This is a genomic window from Paenibacillus sp. PK3_47, assembly GCF_023520895.1.
Taxonomy (GTDB): Bacteria; Bacillota; Bacilli; order Paenibacillales; family Paenibacillaceae; genus Paenibacillus_AQ.
Genome location: NZ_CP026029.1, coordinates 4,716,359 through 4,737,127 on the forward strand (window position 1 = coordinate 4,716,359; position 20,769 = coordinate 4,737,127).

Below are 20,769 nucleotides of genomic sequence, written 5' to 3' on the forward strand. Positions count from 1 at the left end.
TTTAATAAGTGTACAAAGTGCAAGTAAACCGTGAAAGACAAGGAAATGTCAGATTATAGTTGTACCAAGTGCAGCTAACAGCTAACCGTCCCTATAACCAAGGTAGAAGGTAGTAAATGCCAAGTAAAAAGGCGGCCGCCGGCAGTTAACCTGCCGGGGCCGCCTTTTGGCGTACACGTATATAGTGGATTAGAGTTGTAAATTACGGTCAATGAGGGCGATCCGCTGCTGAACACAGGCATAGGAGCGGAGCGGGTCCTCAGGTGTGTTCATTACATAATCAAGCATTTGGTCAACAGTGGTGGTAGCCACATGAATACGGGTATCGGAAGAGGCGTAATAGATATAGATATCTCCGTTGTCACGGGCGATTACACCGTTGCAGAATACTACGTTTGATACATCGCCGACGCGTTCTTCGCCGTCCGGGGCAATGAAATGTCCGCCAGGAGCATGGGTCACCTTGTTCGGCTCGTCAAGATCGGACAAGAAGGCATAGAGCACATAACGCAGGCCGGCAGCGGTATTGCGTACACCGTGGGCAATGTGCAGCCAGCCGCGCGGTGTCTTGATTGGGGCCGGACCCTGGCCGTTCTTCACTTCTTTGATGGTATGGTAGTAGCGCTGATCCATAATGGTCTCACTTGTAATTACGGCGTTCTCAATCGTATCGGACAGCCCCCAGCCGATGCCTCCGCCGGAGCCGGCATCGATGAAGCCGTCCTGCGGACGGGTATAGAAGGCATACTTGCCGTCCACGAATTCTGGATGCAGCACGACATTGCGCTGCTGTGCAGATCCGGTCTTGAGGTCAGCCAGACGTTCCCAGGTTTTGAGGTCCTTGGTGCGGGTGATTCCGCACTGGGCCACAGCACTGGAGAGATCGCCGTGCGGAGCGTCGGGGTCTTTGCGCTCGGTACAGAACAGGCCGTAAATCCAGCCGTCAGCATGTTTGACCAGGCGCATATCATAGACGTTAATGTCCGGATCTTCGGTTTCGGGAAGCACGACGGGATGATCCCAGAACCGGAAGCCGTCCACACCGCTGTCACTTTCGGCTACAGCGAAGAAGGATTTACGGTCGTTTCCTTCAACGCGGGCAACAATATAGAATTTGCCGTCCAGCTCAATGGCACCCGGATTGAAAATGCCGTTCACGCCGATCCGTTCTGCGAAGTAAGGGTTGGTATCGGGATTAAAGTCATACCGCCAGATCAGCGGTGCATGCTCTGCGGTCAGCAGCGGGTATTGATAACGGTCAAAAATACCGTTCCCGTAGGGAACCTTTTCATTCTTGCGGGCAATAAGCGCCTCATAGCGTTCGGTTAACTGTGCCTTGCGTTCTTCAAATACTGCTGTCATCAGATCGTCTCCTTTATAGCTGATTTTAGCCGCCCGATCATTTCAAAGCAGGCTCTGCCGTTATGGTAAGGACATTTCCAGGCGCTGACCTTAGGTGCATGTGCCAGCGGCTGAAGGTTCTCGTCCACGGCCCAATACCATTCCCCAAGCTGGTGATCGACCATATATTTGTCGATGAAATTCCAGGATGCCGCGGAAGCGTCCAGGAAACGGCGGTCATCTGTCAGCTGATAGGCATTATAGAAGCCGACCATGGCCTCCGCCTGCGGCCACCAGTCTTTATCCTTGGAGACCAGGCTGCCGCCTTCTGCCTCGTTCCAGATTCCGCCGTCAGTATCAATGCCCTCGTTCAGAGCGGCTTCCGCCATGGATACAGCTACCTTGCGCACACGCTCCAGCAGCTCCTCGTCGCCAAGCACTTCAGCCGCTTCAACCAGCAGCCAGCTGCCTTCGATATCATGGCCGTAGGAGATAATTTCCGACTTCACATTCCACTCTTCGTCCATGAACAAGAGGAAGTGCTCCCCTTTGTCATCAATGATGTGGTCAATCATCGTGTCGATCAGCTCGGCCAGCTTGACGCGCAGCTCTTCCGTCTGCCAGACCCGGTATAAGCCGGTATAGCCTTCGAGCACATGAAGATGTGTGTTCATCGATTTCTTCTCGTTCATGTCCTTGGCGCTAAGCGACAATTCATCGGTCATTTCCCACTCACGGGAAAGAGCTTCAATGTAGCCTTTATTTACAGGATCATAACCGTATTTCTCCAAGGCGCGGAACACGGCTATTGCCTGCTCCAGGGCTTCTGCGTTTCCGGTAGCATGGTGGAATTCGGCGAGGGCGTAGATGGCAAAGGCTTGGCCATACACCTGCTTCTTCAGCTGGGAAGGCGCGCCTTTCGCGTCGACCATCCAGTATAATCCGCCGTATTCCTTGTCCAGGAAATGCTCCAGCAGATAGCTGTAGGCACGTTCAGCGATGGTGAGGTACTCAGCTTTGCCGTAGATGCGGTAAGCGCTCGCAAATGTCCACAGAATCCGTGCGTTCAGCACAAGGCTTTTCTCGGCACCGGCAATCACATTCAGCTGATTGTCGATTTCACCTACGAACCCGCCGTTCTCTTCATCCAGGGTATTCTTCATCCAGAAGCCGAGGATGTTGTGCTGAAGTTCATTCTCCAGTGCGTCAAGCCATGCTCCAGTTGATGTTGTCATAGTGCAGAACCACTCCTAAACATTTATTTTGGAAGTAAAATAATCCTTAATAATTGCTGCTGACGATTTACCGTACATGCAGTAATCATCATTCCCAGCGGCCTCTTCCAGCGGGTACAGAACAGCCGGCCAATCCCAGAGCATAAAGCCTTGAACCCACGGCCTGCCTTCACAGCTTCCGAACATGGCCCGGTAGAACCGGCTTTGCTCCTCCTCGTCGGGCACTCCCTGCAGAGTCCAGTCGTTGGGGATCGCGGCGCTGCCGGTTCGGCTGGGACATCCTGCTTCCATGAAGAAAAACGGCTTATCATACGCCTTCACGACTGCCTCGATCCGGTCAAGCTGATTCTCCCAATCCTTCTCGGGATAATAGCCGCTGGAAGAAATCACATCAAGCGCATCCCACCAGGTTACATTATCCTCCTGATATTTGTCGCAATTATAGGTAATCACACCGGTGTACACCTTGCGGACTTCAGAGATCAAGGTTCTCCATTCGTTCTCGCGTCTGTCTGACTGCACCAGCTCACAGCCGATACAGAACATTTCGCAGCCGCTCTCCTCGGCGATGGCAGCATAATGCAGAATAAAGTCAGTATAAGACCGGAACCACTCACTCCACTTAGGCTCACAGGGAACATCTTTGTCAAAAAAGTTAATATGGGCACGCCAGGTGCCGTCCGCGCAATTGACGATCGGTTTCAGACAGACCTTAAGCCCGAGCTTCTTGGCCTTGCGGATGGCCCACAGTACTTCTTCATCAGTGACAGTCGGCTCTTTCCAATAGGGGATTTGTGTGGATTGCGGCGTGGCTTGAAGCGCACTGAAGGCAATGGCAGTCCAGTTCGCACCGGTTGTTGATTCCATGAGCTCCATGGATTGCTCCGCAGCTTCGTTTGCCCATGTTCCGCGCCTGCCCATAAAACCCCAGGTAACGCCTCCGACATATTCATTCAGCAGTGACATTTGGAAACCTCGCTTTGTCGATAGTATTAGGTAAAAGGCTTCACAACTCCGGTTATTTTGTTATGATATTGTTATTATAAAATTGTTAGTTAATAATAACAACGCTTCAATTTAGTTATATACTTTTTTGTGTATGATTTCAAGGGGAAATATCGAAAGTAAATACAAGACTATAAAAGATCAATGCAGCACATTTGCTTATCCTCAAATGAAGCCTATAATTGAATTGACAGCGCAATCATGCGGGATGGAATTAACAACTGGGGGCGGTTCTAGGTGATCAAGGTAATGATTGCAGATGATGAGGAGGTTATCCGCCGCGGGCTGGAAAAGATTGCTTCCAGAATGGATCTGGATGTGGAAGTGATCGGATCGCACGGAAACGGCCAGGAGGCCTGGGCGCATCTGTCAACCTTAAAACCGGCAGATATTGACCTTCTGATTACAGATATTAAAATGCCGCGAATGGATGGCTTCAAGCTGATAGAAGAGGCCAGGAGATATATGAAGGATCTGTCTATAGCCGTGCTTAGCGGCTTCAGTGAATTTGAATATGCCCGGCGGGCCATACGGCATGGCGTGCTGGATTATCTGCTCAAGCCGATTGAGAAGGCTCAATTATATGAACTGCTGAAAAGAGTAGAAGAGGGCAAAACGCTGAGAAGAGATGATCCTCTTCCGGAGAATAGTCCGGTACAAAACGCCGAAGGCGGAGAACATTATGTGGTCGAACAAACCAAGAGCATATTGGAAAAGGAGTACAGCCATAATTTTGAGCTTGAACGGCTGGCAGAGAAGGTGGGCATGAATGCAAGCTACATCAGCCGTCTGTTCAAGTATAAGACCGGACAGACGATAACGGACTATCTGATCGGAATCCGGATCGCCAAGGCCAAAGCGCTGCTGGCGGAGCAGCCTGATCTCAAAAATTACGAAATTGCCGAAATGGTCGGCTACAGTGATCCCGTGTATTTCAACAAGCTGTTCAAGAAAATGTGCGGCATGACTCCCAAGGATTATAAGTACGGCTGCAGGACGCCCAAGGTGGAGCGTTAGGAATGTGATGTCCCGGAGATCTATTTAATAGGAAGGCTTTTTTTCAGAGGAGGGCTGTACGCGCCCTCTTTTTTGCTGTCTTGAATAATAAAATTATCCATTTTAAATAATATAATAAAAACAAAAATAACAAATAGAAGACCAGAAAAAACAATTCAAACCATCGTTTTAGAGTTGAAATCGATCTATAATAGATTTGTAAGCGATACCATCAAACTTTTCAAGAGGTTTTAAATAAAAACTCTCACTGAAGTTGCTTGAGGAAGGTTTTTAGTTGATGGATATTGTTAGTGTTTTGTTATATTGATATGAGGATGAAGAGAGGGGTCAAAAAGCAATGAAGAAAAACAAAGTGATGGCTGGAATTATGGGGCTTACGCTGATGGCGGGCTTGTTTACAGGCTGTTCGTCCAACAACAATGCCGGCAATGAAGCCGCAGGGAATACCGGAAATACAGGGAATGCCGCTGAGGCTACGGCCGCTCCTGAAGGTGATGCTGCCAAGGAGCTCAAAGGCGAGATCACGGTAATTACCCAAAGAACGGATATTGTTGATACCGTATTCAAAGACTACGCAGCCAAATTCAATGAAAAATACCCGGATGTAAAAGTGAATTTTGAAGCGCTGTCCACGTACGAAGACCAGATCAAAATCCGTATGAGTACAAGTGACTACGGTGATGTCCTGCTGCTGCCTACAAGTGTGGCCATTAAGGACCTGCCGGATTTCTTTGAGCCGCTGGGCAAAATGGCCGACCTGGAGCAGCAGTATACCGGTCTAGAGGAACGCAGTGTGGATGGTATTTCTTACGGTATCCCGATTACCGTCAATTTCTCAGGCATCATCTATAACAAGCAGGTCTTCAAGGATGCAGGCATCACTGAGGTGCCTAGAACCATAGACCAATTCATGACCGCTCTGCAAAATATCAAAGACAAGACGGATGCCGTTCCGCTGTATACCAACTATGCAGCAGGCTGGACGCTGACCCAATGGGAATCTGCACTGGCTACCGTAGCCGGCAACCGTGATTATGTCAACATTACTCAAGTCGCTTCTGACGATAATTTCGTGCAGGGACAACCTCACTATGATCTGTACAAAGTGATGTACGATGCGGCGAAGAACGGTCTGATTGAAGAAGATCCTACAACCACCGACTGGGAATCCTCCAAGGCTGATCTGGCCAACGGCAAAATCGGGACTATGGTGCTCGGCTCCTGGGCTATCGGTCAAATCAAAGGCGTGGCTACCAACCCTGATGATGTAGGCTTCATGCCGTTCCCTACCAATGCCGAGAAAGTACTTGTACCGCTGGCTGACGACTATAACCTGGGAATCAGTATCCACAGCCGGAACAAAGAAGCAGCAAGAGCCTGGGTGGACTGGTTCATCAACGAATCGGGTTATCCGACCACTGAAGGCGGCGGTATGAGCCCGGTTAAAGGCGCTGAGCTGCCGGAAATCCTGAAGCAGTTTGAAGGTACGGAAGTAACCTTTGATACCTTAACTCCTGCAAAAGCCGGCGAAGAAGGCTGGGTAGACGCGATCGATAAAGAGGCGGAAATCGGTCTCTGGCAGCCTGACTTCAAGAAAGTGATTATTGAAGCGGCCATCGGCAACAGAAGAGAATCCTATGACAATATTATGAAAGACCTGAACGACAAATGGAAAGCAGCAAGAGCGAAGATTACAGCTGCACAATAAGCTTTTTTCGCAGGGTGAGGAGATAACTTAAAGAACGGGGAGATGCCGGTGACGGCATTTTCCCCTTCACTTTGCGGTTAGAAATGGATGGGAGTTATAAGCATTTGTTCTTAGGAGGTGTGGAGAGTGCCCAAATTATCCAACATGAGCTATAAAAATCAACGGATTCTGATCATCTTTTTATTTTCACTGGTCCCTGTAGCACTGCTGCTGACCTTCTCGTATTTACCCGTATTCAAAATGTTCCAGTACAGCTTCACCAGCTGGGACGGCTTCAGCAAAAAGATGGAGTATGTCGGCTTCGAGAATTACAAGACGATCTTCACCAGACCCGAATATTTTGCCGTATTCAAAGTCAGTCTCTATTACTTTTTCGCAACCTTCGTGCAGATGGGGCTGGCGCTGTATTTTGCCACGATTCTGAGCTTTAACGTCCGCCTTAAGAACTGGTTCAAGGGGATCCTCTTTTTCCCGACACTCTTGAATGGTGTGGCCATCGGCTTTATCTTCCTGTTCTTCTTCAAGCCTGAAGGGACACTCAACACGATTCTTGATCTGCTCGGGCTGGGAGCCTGGCAGCAGAAGTGGCTGCTGAATCCGAATCTGATCAATATTTCCCTTGCTTTTGCTTCGGTATGGAGATACATGGGGATGAATTTCATCATCTTCCTCGGAGCGATTTCCTCCATCGGCAGCGATATATACGAAGCATCGGAAATTGACGGCGCCAACCGCTGGCACCAGTTCAGACATATTATTATCCCGAGCATCAAGCGTATCCTGCAGCTCAATCTGATCCTTGCCGTAAGCGGTGCGATCGGTGTATTCGAAATTCCGTATGTCATGACCGGCGGCTCCAATGGCAGTGGTACATTCGTTATCCAGACCGTCGATGTGGCCTTCAAATACAGCAAGCTTGGCCTCGCCTCGGCAATGGCCGTAGTGCTACTGGGAATTGTTGTTCTGGTTACCATTCTGCAGCGTGTTCTGATTAAGGAGGAGAAGTAAGAACTATGCATACCTTTAAATATTCCGCAGCTTCTTTCTTCAAATACCTTACGCTTGTGCTGGGTGCGCTGATGGCCCTGATTCCTATTGCCGTTGTTTTTCTGGCTTCACTGAAAACCAATGCAGAGTATGCCTCCACAGGTCCGCTGACCCTTCCGGAGAACTGGCTCAATTTCTCGAACTATACCAAAGCCTTTGTTGACGGGAAAATGCTGCTCGGTTTCATGAACACGATCATTATTGTCTTAATCTCTATTGCCGGCGCTACGCTTACCGGTTCTATGATGGCTTATATCCTGGCCCGCTTTAAATTTAAAGGCAGCAAGCTGCTTATGGGGGCTTTTCTGCTGGCGACACTGATTCCGGGCGTAACCACTCAGGTTGCGACCTTTCAGATCATCAATTCCCTGGAACTGTTCAACACGCGCTGGGCGCCGATTCTTATGTACCTTGGCACTGATATTATTGCCGTGTATATCTTTATGCAGTTTCTTGACTCGATTTCCGAGTCGCTGGATGAATCGGCGATGCTGGACGGTGCTTCATACTGGACGATTTACTGGAGAATCATTCTGCCCCTTCTTAGCCCGGCAATTGTAACGGTCATTATCGTTAAGGGTGTCAATATCTATAACGACTTTTATACTCCGTTCCTGTATATGCCGAAGAGTGACCTGCAGGTCGTGTCGACCGCATTGTTCAAATTTAAAGGGCCGTACGGTTCGCAGTGGGAAGTTATCTGTGCGGCGATCATGATTGCGATTATACCTACCCTGATTGCTTTCGTCTCTCTGCAAAAATATATCTATAACGGGTTTGCACAAGGTTCTGTCAAATAAACCGATAAAGGAGTTTGAACGATGAAAGATGTAAAAATCATTGGAAACAGCCTGCCGAACATGCCTTGGCAGGAGAAGCCTGAGGGACATGAAAATCCGCTCTGGAGACATAACGACAACCCGGTCATTAAGCGGAACCCGGCCAAAGGCGTAGCCCGCATCTTCAACAGTGCGGTAGCCGCCTATGAAGGCAGCTTTCTCGGCGTATTCCGCGTAGAGGACAACACTACCCGCCCCCATCTGCGGATGGGCTACAGTGCGGACGGCCTGGACTGGAAAATCGACGATGAGCCAATCAAGTTTGTCGATGAGCAGGGTAATCCGTATGCACCGCGTTATGCCTATGATCCGCGTCTCGTAAAAGTTGAGGATACCTACTATATTATCTGGTGTACCGATTTCTACGGCGCGGCCATCGGCGTTGCCAAAACCCGGGATTTCAAAACGTTCATCAGCCTGGAAAATCCGTTCCTGCCGTTTAACCGCAACGGCGTACTGTTCCCCAAGAAGATCAACGGCAACTTCGTGATGCTGTCCCGTCCGAGCGACAGCGGCCATACGCCTTTTGGCGATGTATTCCTGAGTGAAAGCCCTGACTTCGTATACTGGGGCAAACACCGTCATGTGATGACCAAAGGCGGCCAAGGCTGGTGGCAGAGCACCAAAATCGGCGGCGGCCCTGCGCCGATTGAAACGACTGAAGGCTGGCTGATGTTCTATCACGGCGTAACCCAAACCTGCAATGGTCTTGTGTACAGCATGGGCGGGGTTATTCTGGACCGCGATGAGCCGTCCAAGGTGAAATACCGTTCCAAAAACTTTGTGCTTACACCGGAAGAATGGTACGAGGAAAGAGGATTCGTGAACAACGTTATTTTCCCATGCGCGACTCTGCATGATGCCGATACCGGCCGCATCGCTATCTACTATGGCGCAGCCGATACCTATGTAGGCGTTGCTTATACCAACGTGCAGGATATCGTCAACTACGTAATCGATACCCATGAGGAAGTGGGCGACGACGCCGGACTGGGCAAGATTTAGCCTGGCAGAGTCAGCGGCCGTAAGCATCATAGATTGAAAGAACCGGATGGCTGTGAGAGGGAGCGGCTGGAACGGAAATCTGCTGTGATTCATAGGGCAGTTTTCGCTTCCGGCCGCTCAAAACTCTGCTCCGGGGCGGTGATCTGGAATGGAGTTGGAATTCCTCCACTCCGAACAAGCGAAGTGGAATTTCACCATCTAATCTTCCGATTTATACCAGAATTACAATGCTTGTTGGAAAAACTCCACTTAAAAGTGCTGGATGAGCCGCTAAAGCTCTTTATCCGCCCGAATAGCTGGAGAATTTCCAACTATTGCTCATAAATGAGGAGTAAGGCTTGGTTTAGCTGGAGGATTTCCAATTAAATTGATCCAAACAGGCCGCGTGAAACCTCTGTTCATGCTGCTGCACCTCCAGTGAGGAGGAATAACAAGAGAAGAATGTTGGAATTACATCTGTTCCTCACACCACCCTTTCCCATTTTAGGAGGATAAACCATGAATGAACGATCCCTATCCCAATTGAAGGCCTATCAAGGCAGCAGTCCTAAACCCGTTGATTTCGATTCCTATTGGGAACGTGCGCTGCATGAGCTCGACAACCAGCCGCTCGATTATGAGCTGGTACCGGCCGAATTCCAGAGTGAGCTGGCAGAGTGCTTTCATCTTTATTTTACCGGCGTAGGCGGCGCAAGAGTTCACTGCAAATATGTAAGACCCAAAGCAGCATCAACGGGAAAAGGCCGTGGCGTAGTCATGTTCCACGGATACTCCTGCGACAGCGGTGACTGGCTGGAGAAAGTAGCTTATGCCGCTCACGGAATCAGCGTGCTGGCTATGGATTGCCGCGGGCAAGGCGGATTATCAGAGGATAACTTGACTGTGCAGGGAACTACAATCCGCGGCCACATTATCCGCGGGATTGACGACCCGAATCCGGATCAGCTGTATTACCGCAATGTTTTTCTGGATACCGCCCAAACGGCGCGTATTCTAATGGGGATGCCGGAGGTAGACCCGGCACGTGTCGGAGCCTTTGGACTCTCCCAGGGCGGAGGGCTTACGGTAGCCTGCGCAGCCCTGGAGCCGCGCATCGCCGCAGCTGTGCCGGTCTATCCTTTTCTCTCGGATTACAAGCGGGCCTGGGAGACAAATATTACAACCTCTGCCTATGAAGAGATCAATTATTATTTCCGCTTTTTTGATCCGCATCATCTGCGTGAGGATGAAATTTTCAACCGCTTGGGTTACATTGATATTCAGAATCTGGCAGGCCGGATCCAGGCCAGAGTATTGTGGGTAACCGGCTTGGTGGACAGCATTTGTCCGCCTTCGACGCAATTTGCTGCATACAACAAAATCACAGCATCCAAAGACCTTATGGTATATCATGAATACGGTCATGAATATCTGCCGTATCTGGCTGATCGTACGCTGCAGACATTCCTGACCCTGTAGCGGGAGCATCCCGTACAGGAATTCAGCGGATCTGGCGGTGGTTTTTTGAGCAAGCAGGCAGCACACAAAGAAGGTTTAATCAACCGGCTGCACCCCTCCAAGTCGCTAGGGGTGCGGCTTTTTCTCGTGTTTTTCATCACCACGATGGGAATCGTTCTGTCTCTGGGGTACATCTCGTATTCCGTGGCGAGACATACAATCGAGAGCAATGCTTTATCTTCCAATGAACAGACGGTGCAGCAGACAGCTGAAAAGCTGGACGTTGTATTGCTGCGCTTCGAGGACCGGCTGGAGCAGCTTTTACACAACAAGGATGTTCAGCATGCGGTGGATATAGGGACGTCACCGGGTGACGGCAGTGTGGAACGCCGGAATCATTCTGTCCGGATTGCGGAAGAGCTGGAGCATTGGCTCGGTACTGCAGACGGCGTACAAGCGGTGTATCTGGCACCAGTAAATGCAGCTCTTCCTGTCTCGGTCTCCGGTACACCGGACAGTGCTTTTATGGAGGGGATCAGGGAAGCTTCCTGGTACAGGCAGCTGCAGGAGCAGCCCCAAAGCCACTGGATTACGCAGTCATTAAAGGATGGGGAGACCGCCGGTATATTCCATTTGGCCAAATCTGTTGCGGACGGTTCCGGAAATACAAACTATATCGCCATTTGTGATATTGAATCCTCCGCGCTGGAAGCGGAGCTGGGTAAGGTGAATCTTGGACCGGGCTCCTATATTCAGCTGCTGACTTCCAATGACGAAATGATTGCTTCTTCCCAGGATGAACAGACAGACACCTATCTGCGGCTGGGAGGAACCCTGTTCAAAGGAGTAAGCCAGGTCTCAGGCTCACTGCCGACCATGAATGAGCAGGGGGAATCGATCCTCGCAGTTTACGGTACGCTGGCAAGCTCAGGCTGGAGACTGCTGGGGGTAGTGCCGGCAGCGAATCTGACGCAAGATGCAGGACGTATTCTCGATACTACTTATATAGCGGTTGCTGCAGCAGCGGGTGTTGCCGTTCTGATCGGCTTGTGGATGGTGAGAATGGTATCCAAACCGCTGTTACGCCTGAAAAATCTAATGTTCCAGGGAGCGGAAGGTGATCTTCGTGTACGCACGGATAAGGGAAGACGTGATGAGATCGGCCAGCTGTCCGGTTCTTTCAATATAATGATGGAGCGGATTCGTGAGCTGGTAGTACATACTAACGACACTGCCCGCGATGTGCTGGAAGCTGCAGATGCCCTGAGCGGTGTATCACTCAAAACCGCTGCCGCAGCCAAAGATATTGCCTCGGCCACGGAAGAGATAGCCGGCGGCGCGGGCGGCCTTGCACTAGAGGCAGACCGCGGCAATGAGATGACGGCGCTGATTGCAGGCAGAATGAATGCGGTCTTTACTGCAGCTAAAGAGATGGGCAGTTCAGCGCATACAGTGGATCAGTCCAGCCAGGAAGGGGTTGCCAAGCTGAGAGCGCTGCTGGACAGGACGCAGACGACAGGGGAAATGACGGAGCACCTGGTGCTTAAGGTCAATGAGCTGAAAGAAACGGCATCCACAGTAAACGATGTACTGGGCGTCATGCAGGGAATTGCCCAGCAGACCAACATATTATCCCTGAATGCTTCTATTGAAGCTGCCCGGGCGGGAGAAGCAGGTAAAGGCTTTAAGGTAGTAGCTGACGAAATCCGCCAACTGGCCGGCCAATCCAGACGTTCCATAGCTATGGTGGCCGAGATTACCGGTAGAATTATGGGCGATATGCATGAAACCGAAGCCGCGCTCTCGGATGTTACTCCACTGTTCGGCGAGCAGACAGCTGCGGTTCGGGACACCAGTGAAATCTTCACAGCGGTACAGGAAGAAATGAGCCAGTTCATTCTTCGTCTTGATTCCGTGGAACAATCTATCGGCGGACTGAATCAGTCCCAAAGTGTGCTGTCCCAAACCATTGGCAATGTCAGCGCGTTTGCCGAAGAATCCTCGGCGGCCTCAGAAGAGGTAGCTTCACTCAGCAGTGAGCAGCAAAATGTAAGTGATTATCTGGTGGAGCTGTCCGGCAGGCTGGAGAAGGCATCTTTATTGCTCAAAGAAAGACTTTCTAAATTTAGCGTGTAGTCTTAGTGGCATCAGGCGGGTTAAATCGTTTTTACCGTTCTTTCCTTGTGAAAGGACGGTTTTTTTGTAGTTTAGTAGTTTTGGTCCTTGTTGGAGGCGGGGAGGAGGTGGAGGCTAATATGGGGAATGCTGGTGGACGGAATGAACGGGAAAAGTCCCGTTGAATTGGCTGGAATCGAGCTGGTGAGGTAAATGAACGGGAAAAGTCCCGTTGAATTGGCTGGAATGAAGCTGGTAGAGCAAATGAACGGGAAAATTCCCGTTGAATTGGCTGAAATCAGGCTGGTGAAGTAAATGAACGGGAAAAGTCCCGTTGAATTGACTGGAATCAGGCTGGTAGAGTAAATGAACGGGAAAGTTCCGTTGAAATCACTGGAGTCAGGCTGGTAGAGCAAATGAACGGGAAAAGTTCCGTTGAAATCACTGGAGTCAGGCTGGTGGGCGCATATCAACTGGCGAGATAAAAAGAAAGGCACAAATACCTCAGAATTCGGCGTGAACAGTAGAATGGTCGAAAGGAGATGCACAAATACCTCAGAAGTCAGCGTAAACAGTAAGTTGGTTGAAAGGAAAGGCACAAATACCTCAGAATTCGGTGTGAACAGTAAAATGGTCGAAAAGAGATGCACAAATACCTCAGAAGTCGGCGTGAACAGTAAAATGGTTGAAAGGAAATGCACAAATACCTCAGAATTCGGCGTGAACAGTAAAATGGTTGAAATGAAAGGCACAAATGCCTAAGACTCAGACTGAGGATACGCCCAGAACCAGAAATGATACACGTAAATAAAATAATATTACTCTCCGTTACACGTACATGCTTGATTCTTTTTGTGTCGGCGGATTTAATTACTATTTCAACTCATAAGGCTTGAATAAAAAATAGCCCGCTCTTTTCAAATGTTCCTTAAGTCTAACTTAAGTTCTGTACCCCCAATATTTTGCGGAAATAAATTCTCAGTCTGGGCATAATAGATGCCATCACTGCCGGTAAGCTTTAACAGGCGGAAGCATCTCAGGAGGTATGGAATTGCATAAGGCTATACATAGACGCATAATGTGGGTTCTGCTGGTTTTATCAGCTCTGGTTGTTCTGTTAATGGTAAGGTTGGCCTGGGTGCAGCTGGTGCTGAAGAACCGGCATGTGCCGGGAAGAGAATACACATTGGCGCAGATGGCTGAAGTCCAGAGTGAACGTGAAACTGTGCTGGACAGCGGGCGGGGACGACTGTATGACCGTTCAGGGAAGCCGCTTGCCGGGGAGACGATCCGGGTTGCTGTGTTTTTTCCGGAGGAGCAGAGCGCCCGTTATTCCCCGGGCAATGATAGCATACAGCGGATGCGCCGGCTTGCTTCTGTGCTGGAGGTTACATACGGGGAGCTGCAGAGCAGAATCTCCGGTATAAAAGAGCCGCTGGTCTGGCCCGCTGATCCAGGCAGCAAACGCCCTTTAGCACTGACTCCGGATCAGGCAGCAGCAGTGGAACAGCTTGGACTTGAAGAGGTGCGTGTGCTCCCTTTTACCCGCAGGCATAATGAGAAATTATCCGGAAGCCAATGGATGGGATACCTCTCTGAAGCTTCAAAGGAAAAGGCTAAACAGTCATCTACAGGACTGAGGGTTCCGCTTACGGGAACAGACGGACTGGAGAAGACGCTCGAACCCCTGATTGAGGGAGTGGGCCATACAGAGGCTTACGTTCAGGTGGATGCGCGCGGCAACAAGCTTCCCGGCAGTAAAATTCATGTGAAAGCACCGGGCAATCCTTATTATCCGCTGTCCGTATATACAACCATTAATAAAAAGCTTCAGGAAGGAATTGAGGACCTGGTCAGCGGGGAAGACCTGAAAGAAGGCGCGGTCGTCGTGCTGGACACGGCTACAGGTGATATTGAAGCGATGGTATCGTTCCCTTTCTACAATCCCGAGCAGATTTCGCCTGAAGAAGGCGAATGGAATAACAGGGCGCTGCAGGCGGCTGTTCCGGGGTCCATTTTTAAAATCGTGACTGCAGCTGCTGCGCTTGAAGCCGGGGTAACTTCGCCGGACGAGAAATTTTACTGCTCCGGTCATTACGGGAAATATGGCCTGACCTGCCTAAACGGCAAAGGACACGGTTCCCTCACGCTGGCGCAAGGGTTCGCCGTGTCCTGTAATACCGTTTTTGCCACGCTGGCTGAGCGGCTCAGCGGGGCACAGCTCCAGACCACGGCGCTCGCGCTCGGTCTGGGAAGAGATATTGGCTGGCAGGCCAAAAACACGCTTGGCCTGCCGGTCCTCCGGCCGCTTGCCGGGGAGCAGCCGGGGACGATTTTCACCACCCTGCTGCCGGATGACGGCGGGGCAAGGGTGCAGGCAGCCATTGGCCAGCGGGATGTGAGAGTCACGCCGCTGCAGGCGGCCAATCTCATTGTGACGCTGCTGCATGGCGGTGAGGTCAGGGCGCCGCGCATTCTGCAGCGGATCGCCTTCCGGAACGGGCAGACACTGCAGGAGCTGCCCGCTCATCTGGCCCCGGCCAAAGCCGGCCGGGTCTCATCCGCCACCTCCAAGCTGCTGCAGTCATGGATGCGCAAGGTGGTGACGGAAGGAACGGGCAGCCGTCTTCAAGGCACCCGCTGGCCGGTGGCCGGAAAGTCCGGGACAGCCCAGACGTTTGTGAAGGGTGTGCCCCGCAACAACCAATGGTTCATCGGTTACGGTCCGGCAGACCATCCGCGTTATGCAGTGGCTGTTGCAGTCGAGAATGTGGCCCCCGGCAGCCTCCACGCCGCCACGAAGCTGTTCGGTCAGGTGTTTGATCTGCTGTCCGCATCCTCCGGAGAATGAGCAGCGGCGCTGTCACCCGGAACGGAACCGCCCGCCGTAGAAGGCTCGGCAGCAGCTGCGAACGGAGACACAATGAACTCCTCCTGCGGGAGGTAAATCCAGCGCTGGAGGTATCCCTGCTGAATCAGCTCTTTAATCAGGATGAGCAGAATCGGGGACAGAATTAGCCCGGCGACGCCAAAGGCGGACATCGACAGAATAACAAACGAGAGCATCAAAAAGGCGGAAGATACGCCGATCGAATTGCCGGTAATCTTCGGCTCCAGCAGCTGTCTTACGAGAAGGACCACAACCAGCAGGACCAGCAGGCCTACTGCGAGCGAAACGTTGCCGACGATGAACAGATACACGATCCAGGGAATAAGGATAGTTGAGACGCCGAGCAGCGGCAGCACGTCAAAGACAGCGCAGACCAGCGCCATGGTAATCTCATTTCCCGTCTGGAGAATGAACAATCCGACGAGCACAATGCCAAAGGTAATGCTGATCAGGATCAGCTGCGCTTTTAGATAAGAACCGATGGCTTTGAAGACATTCCCCTGCACAAAAGCGTAAGCGGTCTTGAACGTCTTGGGCATCTTGTCGTGGGCAATCTTCCGCCAGTCCTTAATCTCCATACTGAGGAAAAAGGCGAGAATAATCGCAATGCCGAAATTCCCCATAAAAGAAGAGAAAGAGCCGAGTACACCGATCATATACTTAAAGAAGGTAACCAGCCACGCGGAGAGAACATTGGTGGCACTGGTGAAATAACCGTTGATTTTGTCGGTAAGATCAGCCGGCAGGGAATCAATTTGCTGCTGCAGGTATGTAGTGGCTTCCGTAAAATGATATTGGACGATCTCCGTATAACGGGGCAGATTGTGCTGGAACTGAATCGCCTGCGTTGCGATCAGCAGTCCGGCACCGAACAGGACGCCCAGGAGAATGACGAGGAACAGCAGCACTGAAATGGCGGAAGCGAACGGTTTGCCCATCCCCTTACGGTTGAGGAAACGCGCCAGTGGCTCAATCAGCATGAATACAAAAAAGGACAGAAATACAGGTGCGGCCAGTTGATACAGCTTGCTGAAAGCGAGCATCACAAGATACACCGTCAGCACAACCAGCCCGATGTCAAAGAAGGTGCGCCAATATTTTTTGTACAGCGGCAGCATAGGGTTAACGACTCCTTTTTCAGATGACTTTTTAGAAAAAATGACATTCAGCCTTCAATTCATTGTACACGATTTTAATAAAAAAGCGTCTTTTTCTTTGGCAGCTGTGTTAAAATAGGGGGTAATGTTTTTTCGCGGGATTGTGCCCGCCAAAAAACCGCAAGGCACACTTACTCTACTTGGCCGTATCACAGTATCTGCTTGCATACTTATAACGAGCCAAAGTCAACTCTGGAAAAGCGGGGAAATTACATGCAGACTTTGCTGCTCTGGTTATTTTATATTTCAACCTTTTATGCATTTATTCCTGGAATGATCAGCCGGATCTTTGGTTACCGTGTATTCCGCAAAGGTATCGGGCGGACCGAATTTGCCCTGACCTTTGACGACGGGCCTGATCCTCAATATACACCGCTTCTGCTCGATTTGCTCAAGCGTTACGATGCCAAGGCAACATTCTTTGTGGTCGGCTCCCACGCCGAGCAGAATCCGGAGATTATCAGAAGGATGCATGCCGAAGGGCATCTCATCGGTATTCATAATTATGTGCACAAAACGAACTGGCTGATGCGTCCCGCAACCGTCAAAAGGCAAATTAAGCGTACGGATGATATTATTTACAGTATTACCGGGGAACGGAGCACGTATTACCGTCCGCCGTGGGGGATCGTGAATCTGTTCGACTTTTCCAAACGCCGGCAGGTGCAGATTGTTCTGTGGTCCGCCATGTTCGGTGACTGGAAGGCAAAGCTTGGAGCAGACCGGCTGACCGAGAAAATGCTCTCCAAGCTGAACCCGGGTGAAGTTATGCTGCTGCATGACTGCGGCACGACACTTGGCGCTGACCCTCACGCGCCGAAGCATATGCTGGTGGCTCTGGAACGGATGCTGCGTGAAGCACAGAACCGCGGGCTGAGCAGTATCCGGATTGATGAGATGATCAAGAAGGTGCAGAGTTCGCCCATTCAGCAGCTTTCTTTTGCCAAAAGGCTGGTCGTAGGCCTGTGGCTGGCCTGGGAGCAGGTGTTCCAGTTCATCTTCAGTCTTAAGACGATTTCGCCGGCCGACCCGTTCCTGCATTACCGGCTGCGCAAGTATCAGGGTGAACCGGTGATGATGGATAACGGCGAGCTGCTGAACAAAGGCGACAAAGTTATAGAGCTGCATATCGACAACAGGCAGCTGTTCGAGCTGGGTGTGCATTCCCGGTCATCCGCGCAGCTGGCCATCCGGATGATCCGCCGGATGGAGAAGGATCTGCCTGTGCTTGCGGGGCGGATTGCCGGTGATTTGGACCTGGCAGAAGCCAAGGCGCTTTACGGTGTCAGCATGATTAACCGGGGGCCGGAGAAGTTCGGGTTCATGGTGCTGGATCTGCCGGATGGGCTGTTCGCCCGTTCCACCAAGTTTTACTTGAGCATCCTGCTGAGTGTCATTCATCCCGCCGGCGGAGCAAGGTTGAAGGAGCGCAGCGAGGTGCTCGTGCCGAAGATGATGCTGATGCCGGTCTCCCAGCTCCTGGACCAGATGAACCAGCAGCGGCCGCAGAAGCAGGTTAAGGTGCGTGAGCTGAAGCGTGAAGAAGAGCGGCCTCTGGAAGCAGAGCTTCCGGGAGCGACAGCTGTACATTAGGCACAGCGCCCGGCTATAATCACTAAATTTCATGAATATAAATGCGAAAAGACAGAGGCAGCTTCAACAAGCCTCTGTCTTTTTTGTCGTACACCTCTGGAGCTTCGTATTCTTTCACACTGTGGGTCCAAGGCTTTGTCATGTGCAAGTTTGCGTCGCATCCCGCGCTTAAGCTCGCCTACAGCGGAAACGATCCCAATGTACTCGAAAAACCGAGTACAATGTGCCACTGCGAGGAGAAAGCAGCCCAATATACTTGAAAAACCGAGTACAATGTGCCACTGCGAGGGGAAAACAGCCCAATGTACTCGAAAAACCGAGTACAATGTACCACTGCGAGGGCAAAGCAGCCCAATGTACTCGAAAAACCGAGTACAATGCGCCACTGCGAGGGCAAAGCAGCCCAATGTACTCGAAAAACCGAGTACAATGTGCCACTGCGAGGAGAACACAGCCCAATGTACTCGAAAAACCGAGTACATTTGACCCACTGCGAAGGCGAGCGTGTCACGCTCTCCAATGGCCATAGCCAAAAAAATAGCCCCTGAGGCATGAATACCCCCGGGGCTGTCAGCAAAATTAGATTTTGAGCACGCCGCCATTGCTGGCGTTCGTTACAAGCTTGGAATAACGGGCAAGGTAGCCTGTCTTCACCTTCGGCTCGAAGCCTTTCCAGCCGTTGCGGCGGACAGCGAGCACCTCTTCTTCGACAAGCAGCTCGATCTTGCGGTTGTTGAGATCCAGCTCGATGATATCGCCGTCTTCAACAAAAGCGATCGGGCCGCCTTCAGCTGCTTCCGGTGAGATATGGCCGATGCTGATGCCGCGGGAAGCGCCGGAGAAACGTCCGTCAGTGATCAGGCCGACCTTGGCACCAAGGCCCATGCCGACGATCTGGGAGGTTGGGGCGAGCATTTCCGGCATACCCGGTCCGCCTTTAGGTCCTTCGTAGCGGATAACGACTACATGTCCTTCCTTGACCTTGCCGTTCGCGATCCCTTCCAGAGCCTGCTCCTGTGAATCAAAGCAGATCGCTGGACCTTTATGGTAGCCGCCTACAGAAGCGTCAACTGCTCCGACCTTGATGATCGAGCCTTCCGGAGCCAGGTTTCCGTAGAGTACGGCCAGGCCGCCTTTTTCGGAATAAGGATTGTCCAGCGTATGGATAACAGAGGTATCCAGAATCTCATGGCCGCGTACATTCTCGGCCAGCGTCTTGCCGGTTACCGTGATGCAGTCGCCGTAAATCGCACCCGGCTTCTTCAGCAGCTCATTCAGCACAGCGCTCACGCCGCCGGCCCGGTCCACATCCTCGATGAAGATATCGGAGGCAGGGGCAAGCTTGGACAGGTAAGGCACGCGGTTAGCCACTTCATTGATGCGCTCCAGCGGATAGTCGACGCCCGCTTCCTGTGCCAGTGCCAGTGTGTGCAGCACAGTGTTGGTGGAGCCGCCCATGGCCATATCCAGAGCAAAGGCATTATCCAGCGATTCTTTGGTTACGATATCGCGCGGTTTCAGATCAAGCTTGATCAGCTCCATCAATTGGGTAGCGGATTTGCGTACGAAATCGCGGCGTTCTTCCGCAACTGCCAGAATGGTTCCATTCCCCGGAAGAGCCAGGCCGAGAGCTTCAGCCAGACAGTTCATAGAGTTAGCGGTGAACATACCGGAGCAGGAGCCGCAGGTAGGACAGCCGTATTGTTCCAGTTCCAGGAGCTCTTCATCATTGATCTTGCCGACCTGATGGGCGCCAACGCCTTCAAATACGGAAGTCAGGGAGAGCTTTTTGCCTTTGCTGTCTACGCCGGCCTTCATCGGTCCGCCGCTGACGAATACTGTCGGGATGTTGACGCGCAGCGCGCCCATCATCATGCCCGGAGTGATTTTGTCACAGTTGGGAATGCACACCATGCCGTCGAACCAGTGCGCGGAAACGACAGTTTCCAGTGAGTCGGCAATAATCTCGCGGCTTGGCAGGGAGTAACGCATGCCGATATGGCCCATGGCAATACCGTCGTCTACACCGATCGTATTGAATTCAAAAGGAACGCCGCCGGCTTCGCGGATCGCTTCCTTGACGATTTTGCCGAATTCCTGAAGATGCACATGACCTGGTACAATATCGATATAAGAGTTACATACCGCGATGAACGGTTTGCCGAAATCCTCTTCCTTAACGCCGGCGGCACGCAGGAGACTGCGGTGCGGAGCCCGGTCAAAACCTTTTTTAATCATGTCTGAACGCATTTTCTTGGCTGCCATAATAACATTTCCCCCCTGAAAGTTGTTGGCATGCACTTGACGGGGATGCTTCGTACACACCCGCCTGGAGCACAGCCCAGTGATCAACGAATATAGTGTCGCATTAACGCACTGC

Annotated in this window: 15 protein-coding genes; 9 read left to right on the forward strand and 6 right to left on the reverse strand. The window is 51.4% G+C overall.

Annotated elements, in window-relative coordinates:
• Nucleotides 1–189 precede the first annotated feature (189 nt).
• Genes C2I18_RS20560 through C2I18_RS20570 form a run of 3 tightly spaced genes read right to left on the reverse strand, consistent with a single transcriptional unit; the run spans nt 190 to nt 3,542 of the window.
• Entirely contained in the window at nt 190–1,362 is a 1,173-nt protein-coding gene (locus C2I18_RS20560) for a glycoside hydrolase family 130 protein (RefSeq protein ID WP_249897593.1), read from the reverse strand.
• On the reverse strand, nt 1,362–2,576 hold the full coding sequence (locus C2I18_RS20565; protein ID WP_249897594.1) for an AGE family epimerase/isomerase: 1,215 nt from the start codon (nt 2,574–2,576) through the stop codon (nt 1,362–1,364). The genes C2I18_RS20560 and C2I18_RS20565 overlap by 1 nt, the downstream gene beginning before the upstream one ends.
• Before the next feature lie 15 nt (nt 2,577–2,591).
• On the reverse strand, nt 2,592–3,542 hold the full coding sequence (locus C2I18_RS20570; protein ID WP_249897595.1) for a glycoside hydrolase family 113: 951 nt from the start codon (nt 3,540–3,542) through the stop codon (nt 2,592–2,594).
• A gap of 276 nt (nt 3,543–3,818) precedes the next feature.
• Between C2I18_RS20570 and C2I18_RS20575 the strand changes: the two genes are divergently transcribed.
• From C2I18_RS20575 to C2I18_RS20605, 7 genes are all read left to right on the forward strand, one after another.
• Nucleotides 3,819–4,598: a response regulator transcription factor gene (locus C2I18_RS20575; protein ID WP_249897596.1), complete on the forward strand. Its 780-nt coding sequence runs from the start codon at nt 3,819–3,821 to the stop codon at nt 4,596–4,598.
• A gap of 337 nt (nt 4,599–4,935) precedes the next feature.
• On the forward strand, nt 4,936–6,306 hold the full coding sequence (locus C2I18_RS20580; RefSeq protein ID WP_249897597.1) for an ABC transporter substrate-binding protein: 1,371 nt from the start codon (nt 4,936–4,938) through the stop codon (nt 6,304–6,306).
• Between the two features lie 126 nt (nt 6,307–6,432).
• Nucleotides 6,433–7,314: a carbohydrate ABC transporter permease gene (locus C2I18_RS20585; protein WP_249897598.1), complete on the forward strand. Its 882-nt coding sequence runs from the start codon at nt 6,433–6,435 to the stop codon at nt 7,312–7,314.
• A 5-nt stretch (nt 7,315–7,319) separates the two neighbouring features.
• Nucleotides 7,320–8,153, forward strand: coding sequence for a carbohydrate ABC transporter permease (locus C2I18_RS20590; protein WP_249897599.1), 834 nt, complete (start codon nt 7,320–7,322; stop codon nt 8,151–8,153).
• Nucleotides 8,154–8,174: 21 nt separating this feature from the next.
• Nucleotides 8,175–9,197, forward strand: a complete 1,023-nt coding sequence (locus C2I18_RS20595) for a glycoside hydrolase family 130 protein (RefSeq protein ID WP_249897600.1) — start codon at nt 8,175–8,177, stop codon at nt 9,195–9,197.
• A gap of 498 nt (nt 9,198–9,695) precedes the next feature.
• Nucleotides 9,696–10,655, forward strand: a complete 960-nt coding sequence (locus tag C2I18_RS20600; RefSeq protein ID WP_249897601.1) for an acetylxylan esterase — start codon at nt 9,696–9,698, stop codon at nt 10,653–10,655.
• Between the two features lie 45 nt (nt 10,656–10,700).
• A complete protein-coding gene (locus C2I18_RS20605) occupies nt 10,701–12,770 on the forward strand; it encodes a methyl-accepting chemotaxis protein (RefSeq protein WP_249897602.1) in 2,070 nt (689 codons plus the stop codon).
• A 71-nt stretch (nt 12,771–12,841) separates the two neighbouring features.
• Here the strand turns inward: C2I18_RS20605 and C2I18_RS20610 are convergent, their stop codons facing one another.
• On the reverse strand, nt 12,842–13,501 hold the full coding sequence (locus C2I18_RS20610; RefSeq protein ID WP_249897603.1) for a hypothetical protein: 660 nt from the start codon (nt 13,499–13,501) through the stop codon (nt 12,842–12,844).
• 299 nt (nt 13,502–13,800) lie between these two features.
• On the opposite strand from C2I18_RS20610, the gene C2I18_RS20615 reads away from it, so the two are divergent.
• Nucleotides 13,801–15,600 (forward strand): peptidoglycan D,D-transpeptidase FtsI family protein, encoded by a 1,800-nt coding sequence (locus C2I18_RS20615; RefSeq protein WP_249897604.1) that lies wholly within the window; start codon nt 13,801–13,803, stop codon nt 15,598–15,600.
• Here C2I18_RS20615 and C2I18_RS20620 read toward each other — a convergent pair.
• Nucleotides 15,561–16,757 (reverse strand): AI-2E family transporter, encoded by a 1,197-nt coding sequence (locus C2I18_RS20620; RefSeq protein ID WP_249897605.1) that lies wholly within the window; start codon nt 16,755–16,757, stop codon nt 15,561–15,563. The two genes, C2I18_RS20615 and C2I18_RS20620, sit on opposite strands and share 40 nt — an antisense overlap.
• 252 nt (nt 16,758–17,009) lie before the next feature.
• Between C2I18_RS20620 and C2I18_RS20625 the strand changes: the two genes are divergently transcribed.
• Nucleotides 17,010–18,389, forward strand: coding sequence for a polysaccharide deacetylase family protein (locus tag C2I18_RS20625; protein WP_249897606.1), 1,380 nt, complete (start codon nt 17,010–17,012; stop codon nt 18,387–18,389).
• Nucleotides 18,390–18,968: 579 nt separating this feature from the next.
• On the opposite strand, the gene ilvD is transcribed toward C2I18_RS20625, so the two are convergent.
• Nucleotides 18,969–20,654 carry a dihydroxy-acid dehydratase gene (ilvD, locus tag C2I18_RS20630; protein ID WP_249897607.1) on the reverse strand — a complete coding sequence of 562 codons (1,686 nt, stop codon included), beginning with the start codon at nt 20,652–20,654 and terminating at the stop codon, nt 18,969–18,971.
• Nucleotides 20,655–20,769 lie beyond the last annotated feature (115 nt).

Excerpts from the sequence above, each read along its gene's own strand:
- C2I18_RS20625 (WP_249897606.1), top strand. The coding sequence starts at position 17,010 with ATGCAGACTTTGCTGCTCTGGTTATTTTATATTTCAACCTTTTATGCA.
- C2I18_RS20560 (WP_249897593.1), bottom strand. The coding sequence starts at position 1,362 with ATGACAGCAGTATTTGAAGAACGCAAGGCACAGTTAACCGAACGCTAT.
- C2I18_RS20595 (WP_249897600.1), top strand. The coding sequence starts at position 8,175 with ATGAAAGATGTAAAAATCATTGGAAACAGCCTGCCGAACATGCCTTGG.
- C2I18_RS20590 (WP_249897599.1), top strand. The coding sequence starts at position 7,320 with ATGCATACCTTTAAATATTCCGCAGCTTCTTTCTTCAAATACCTTACG.
- C2I18_RS20565 (WP_249897594.1), bottom strand. The coding sequence starts at position 2,576 with ATGACAACATCAACTGGAGCATGGCTTGACGCACTGGAGAATGAACTT.
- C2I18_RS20620 (WP_249897605.1), bottom strand. The coding sequence starts at position 16,757 with ATGCTGCCGCTGTACAAAAAATATTGGCGCACCTTCTTTGACATCGGG.
- C2I18_RS20600 (WP_249897601.1), top strand. The coding sequence starts at position 9,696 with ATGAATGAACGATCCCTATCCCAATTGAAGGCCTATCAAGGCAGCAGT.
- C2I18_RS20580 (WP_249897597.1), top strand. The coding sequence starts at position 4,936 with ATGAAGAAAAACAAAGTGATGGCTGGAATTATGGGGCTTACGCTGATG.
- C2I18_RS20570 (WP_249897595.1), bottom strand. The coding sequence starts at position 3,542 with ATGTCACTGCTGAATGAATATGTCGGAGGCGTTACCTGGGGTTTTATG.
- ilvD (WP_249897607.1), bottom strand. The coding sequence starts at position 20,654 with ATGGCAGCCAAGAAAATGCGTTCAGACATGATTAAAAAAGGTTTTGAC.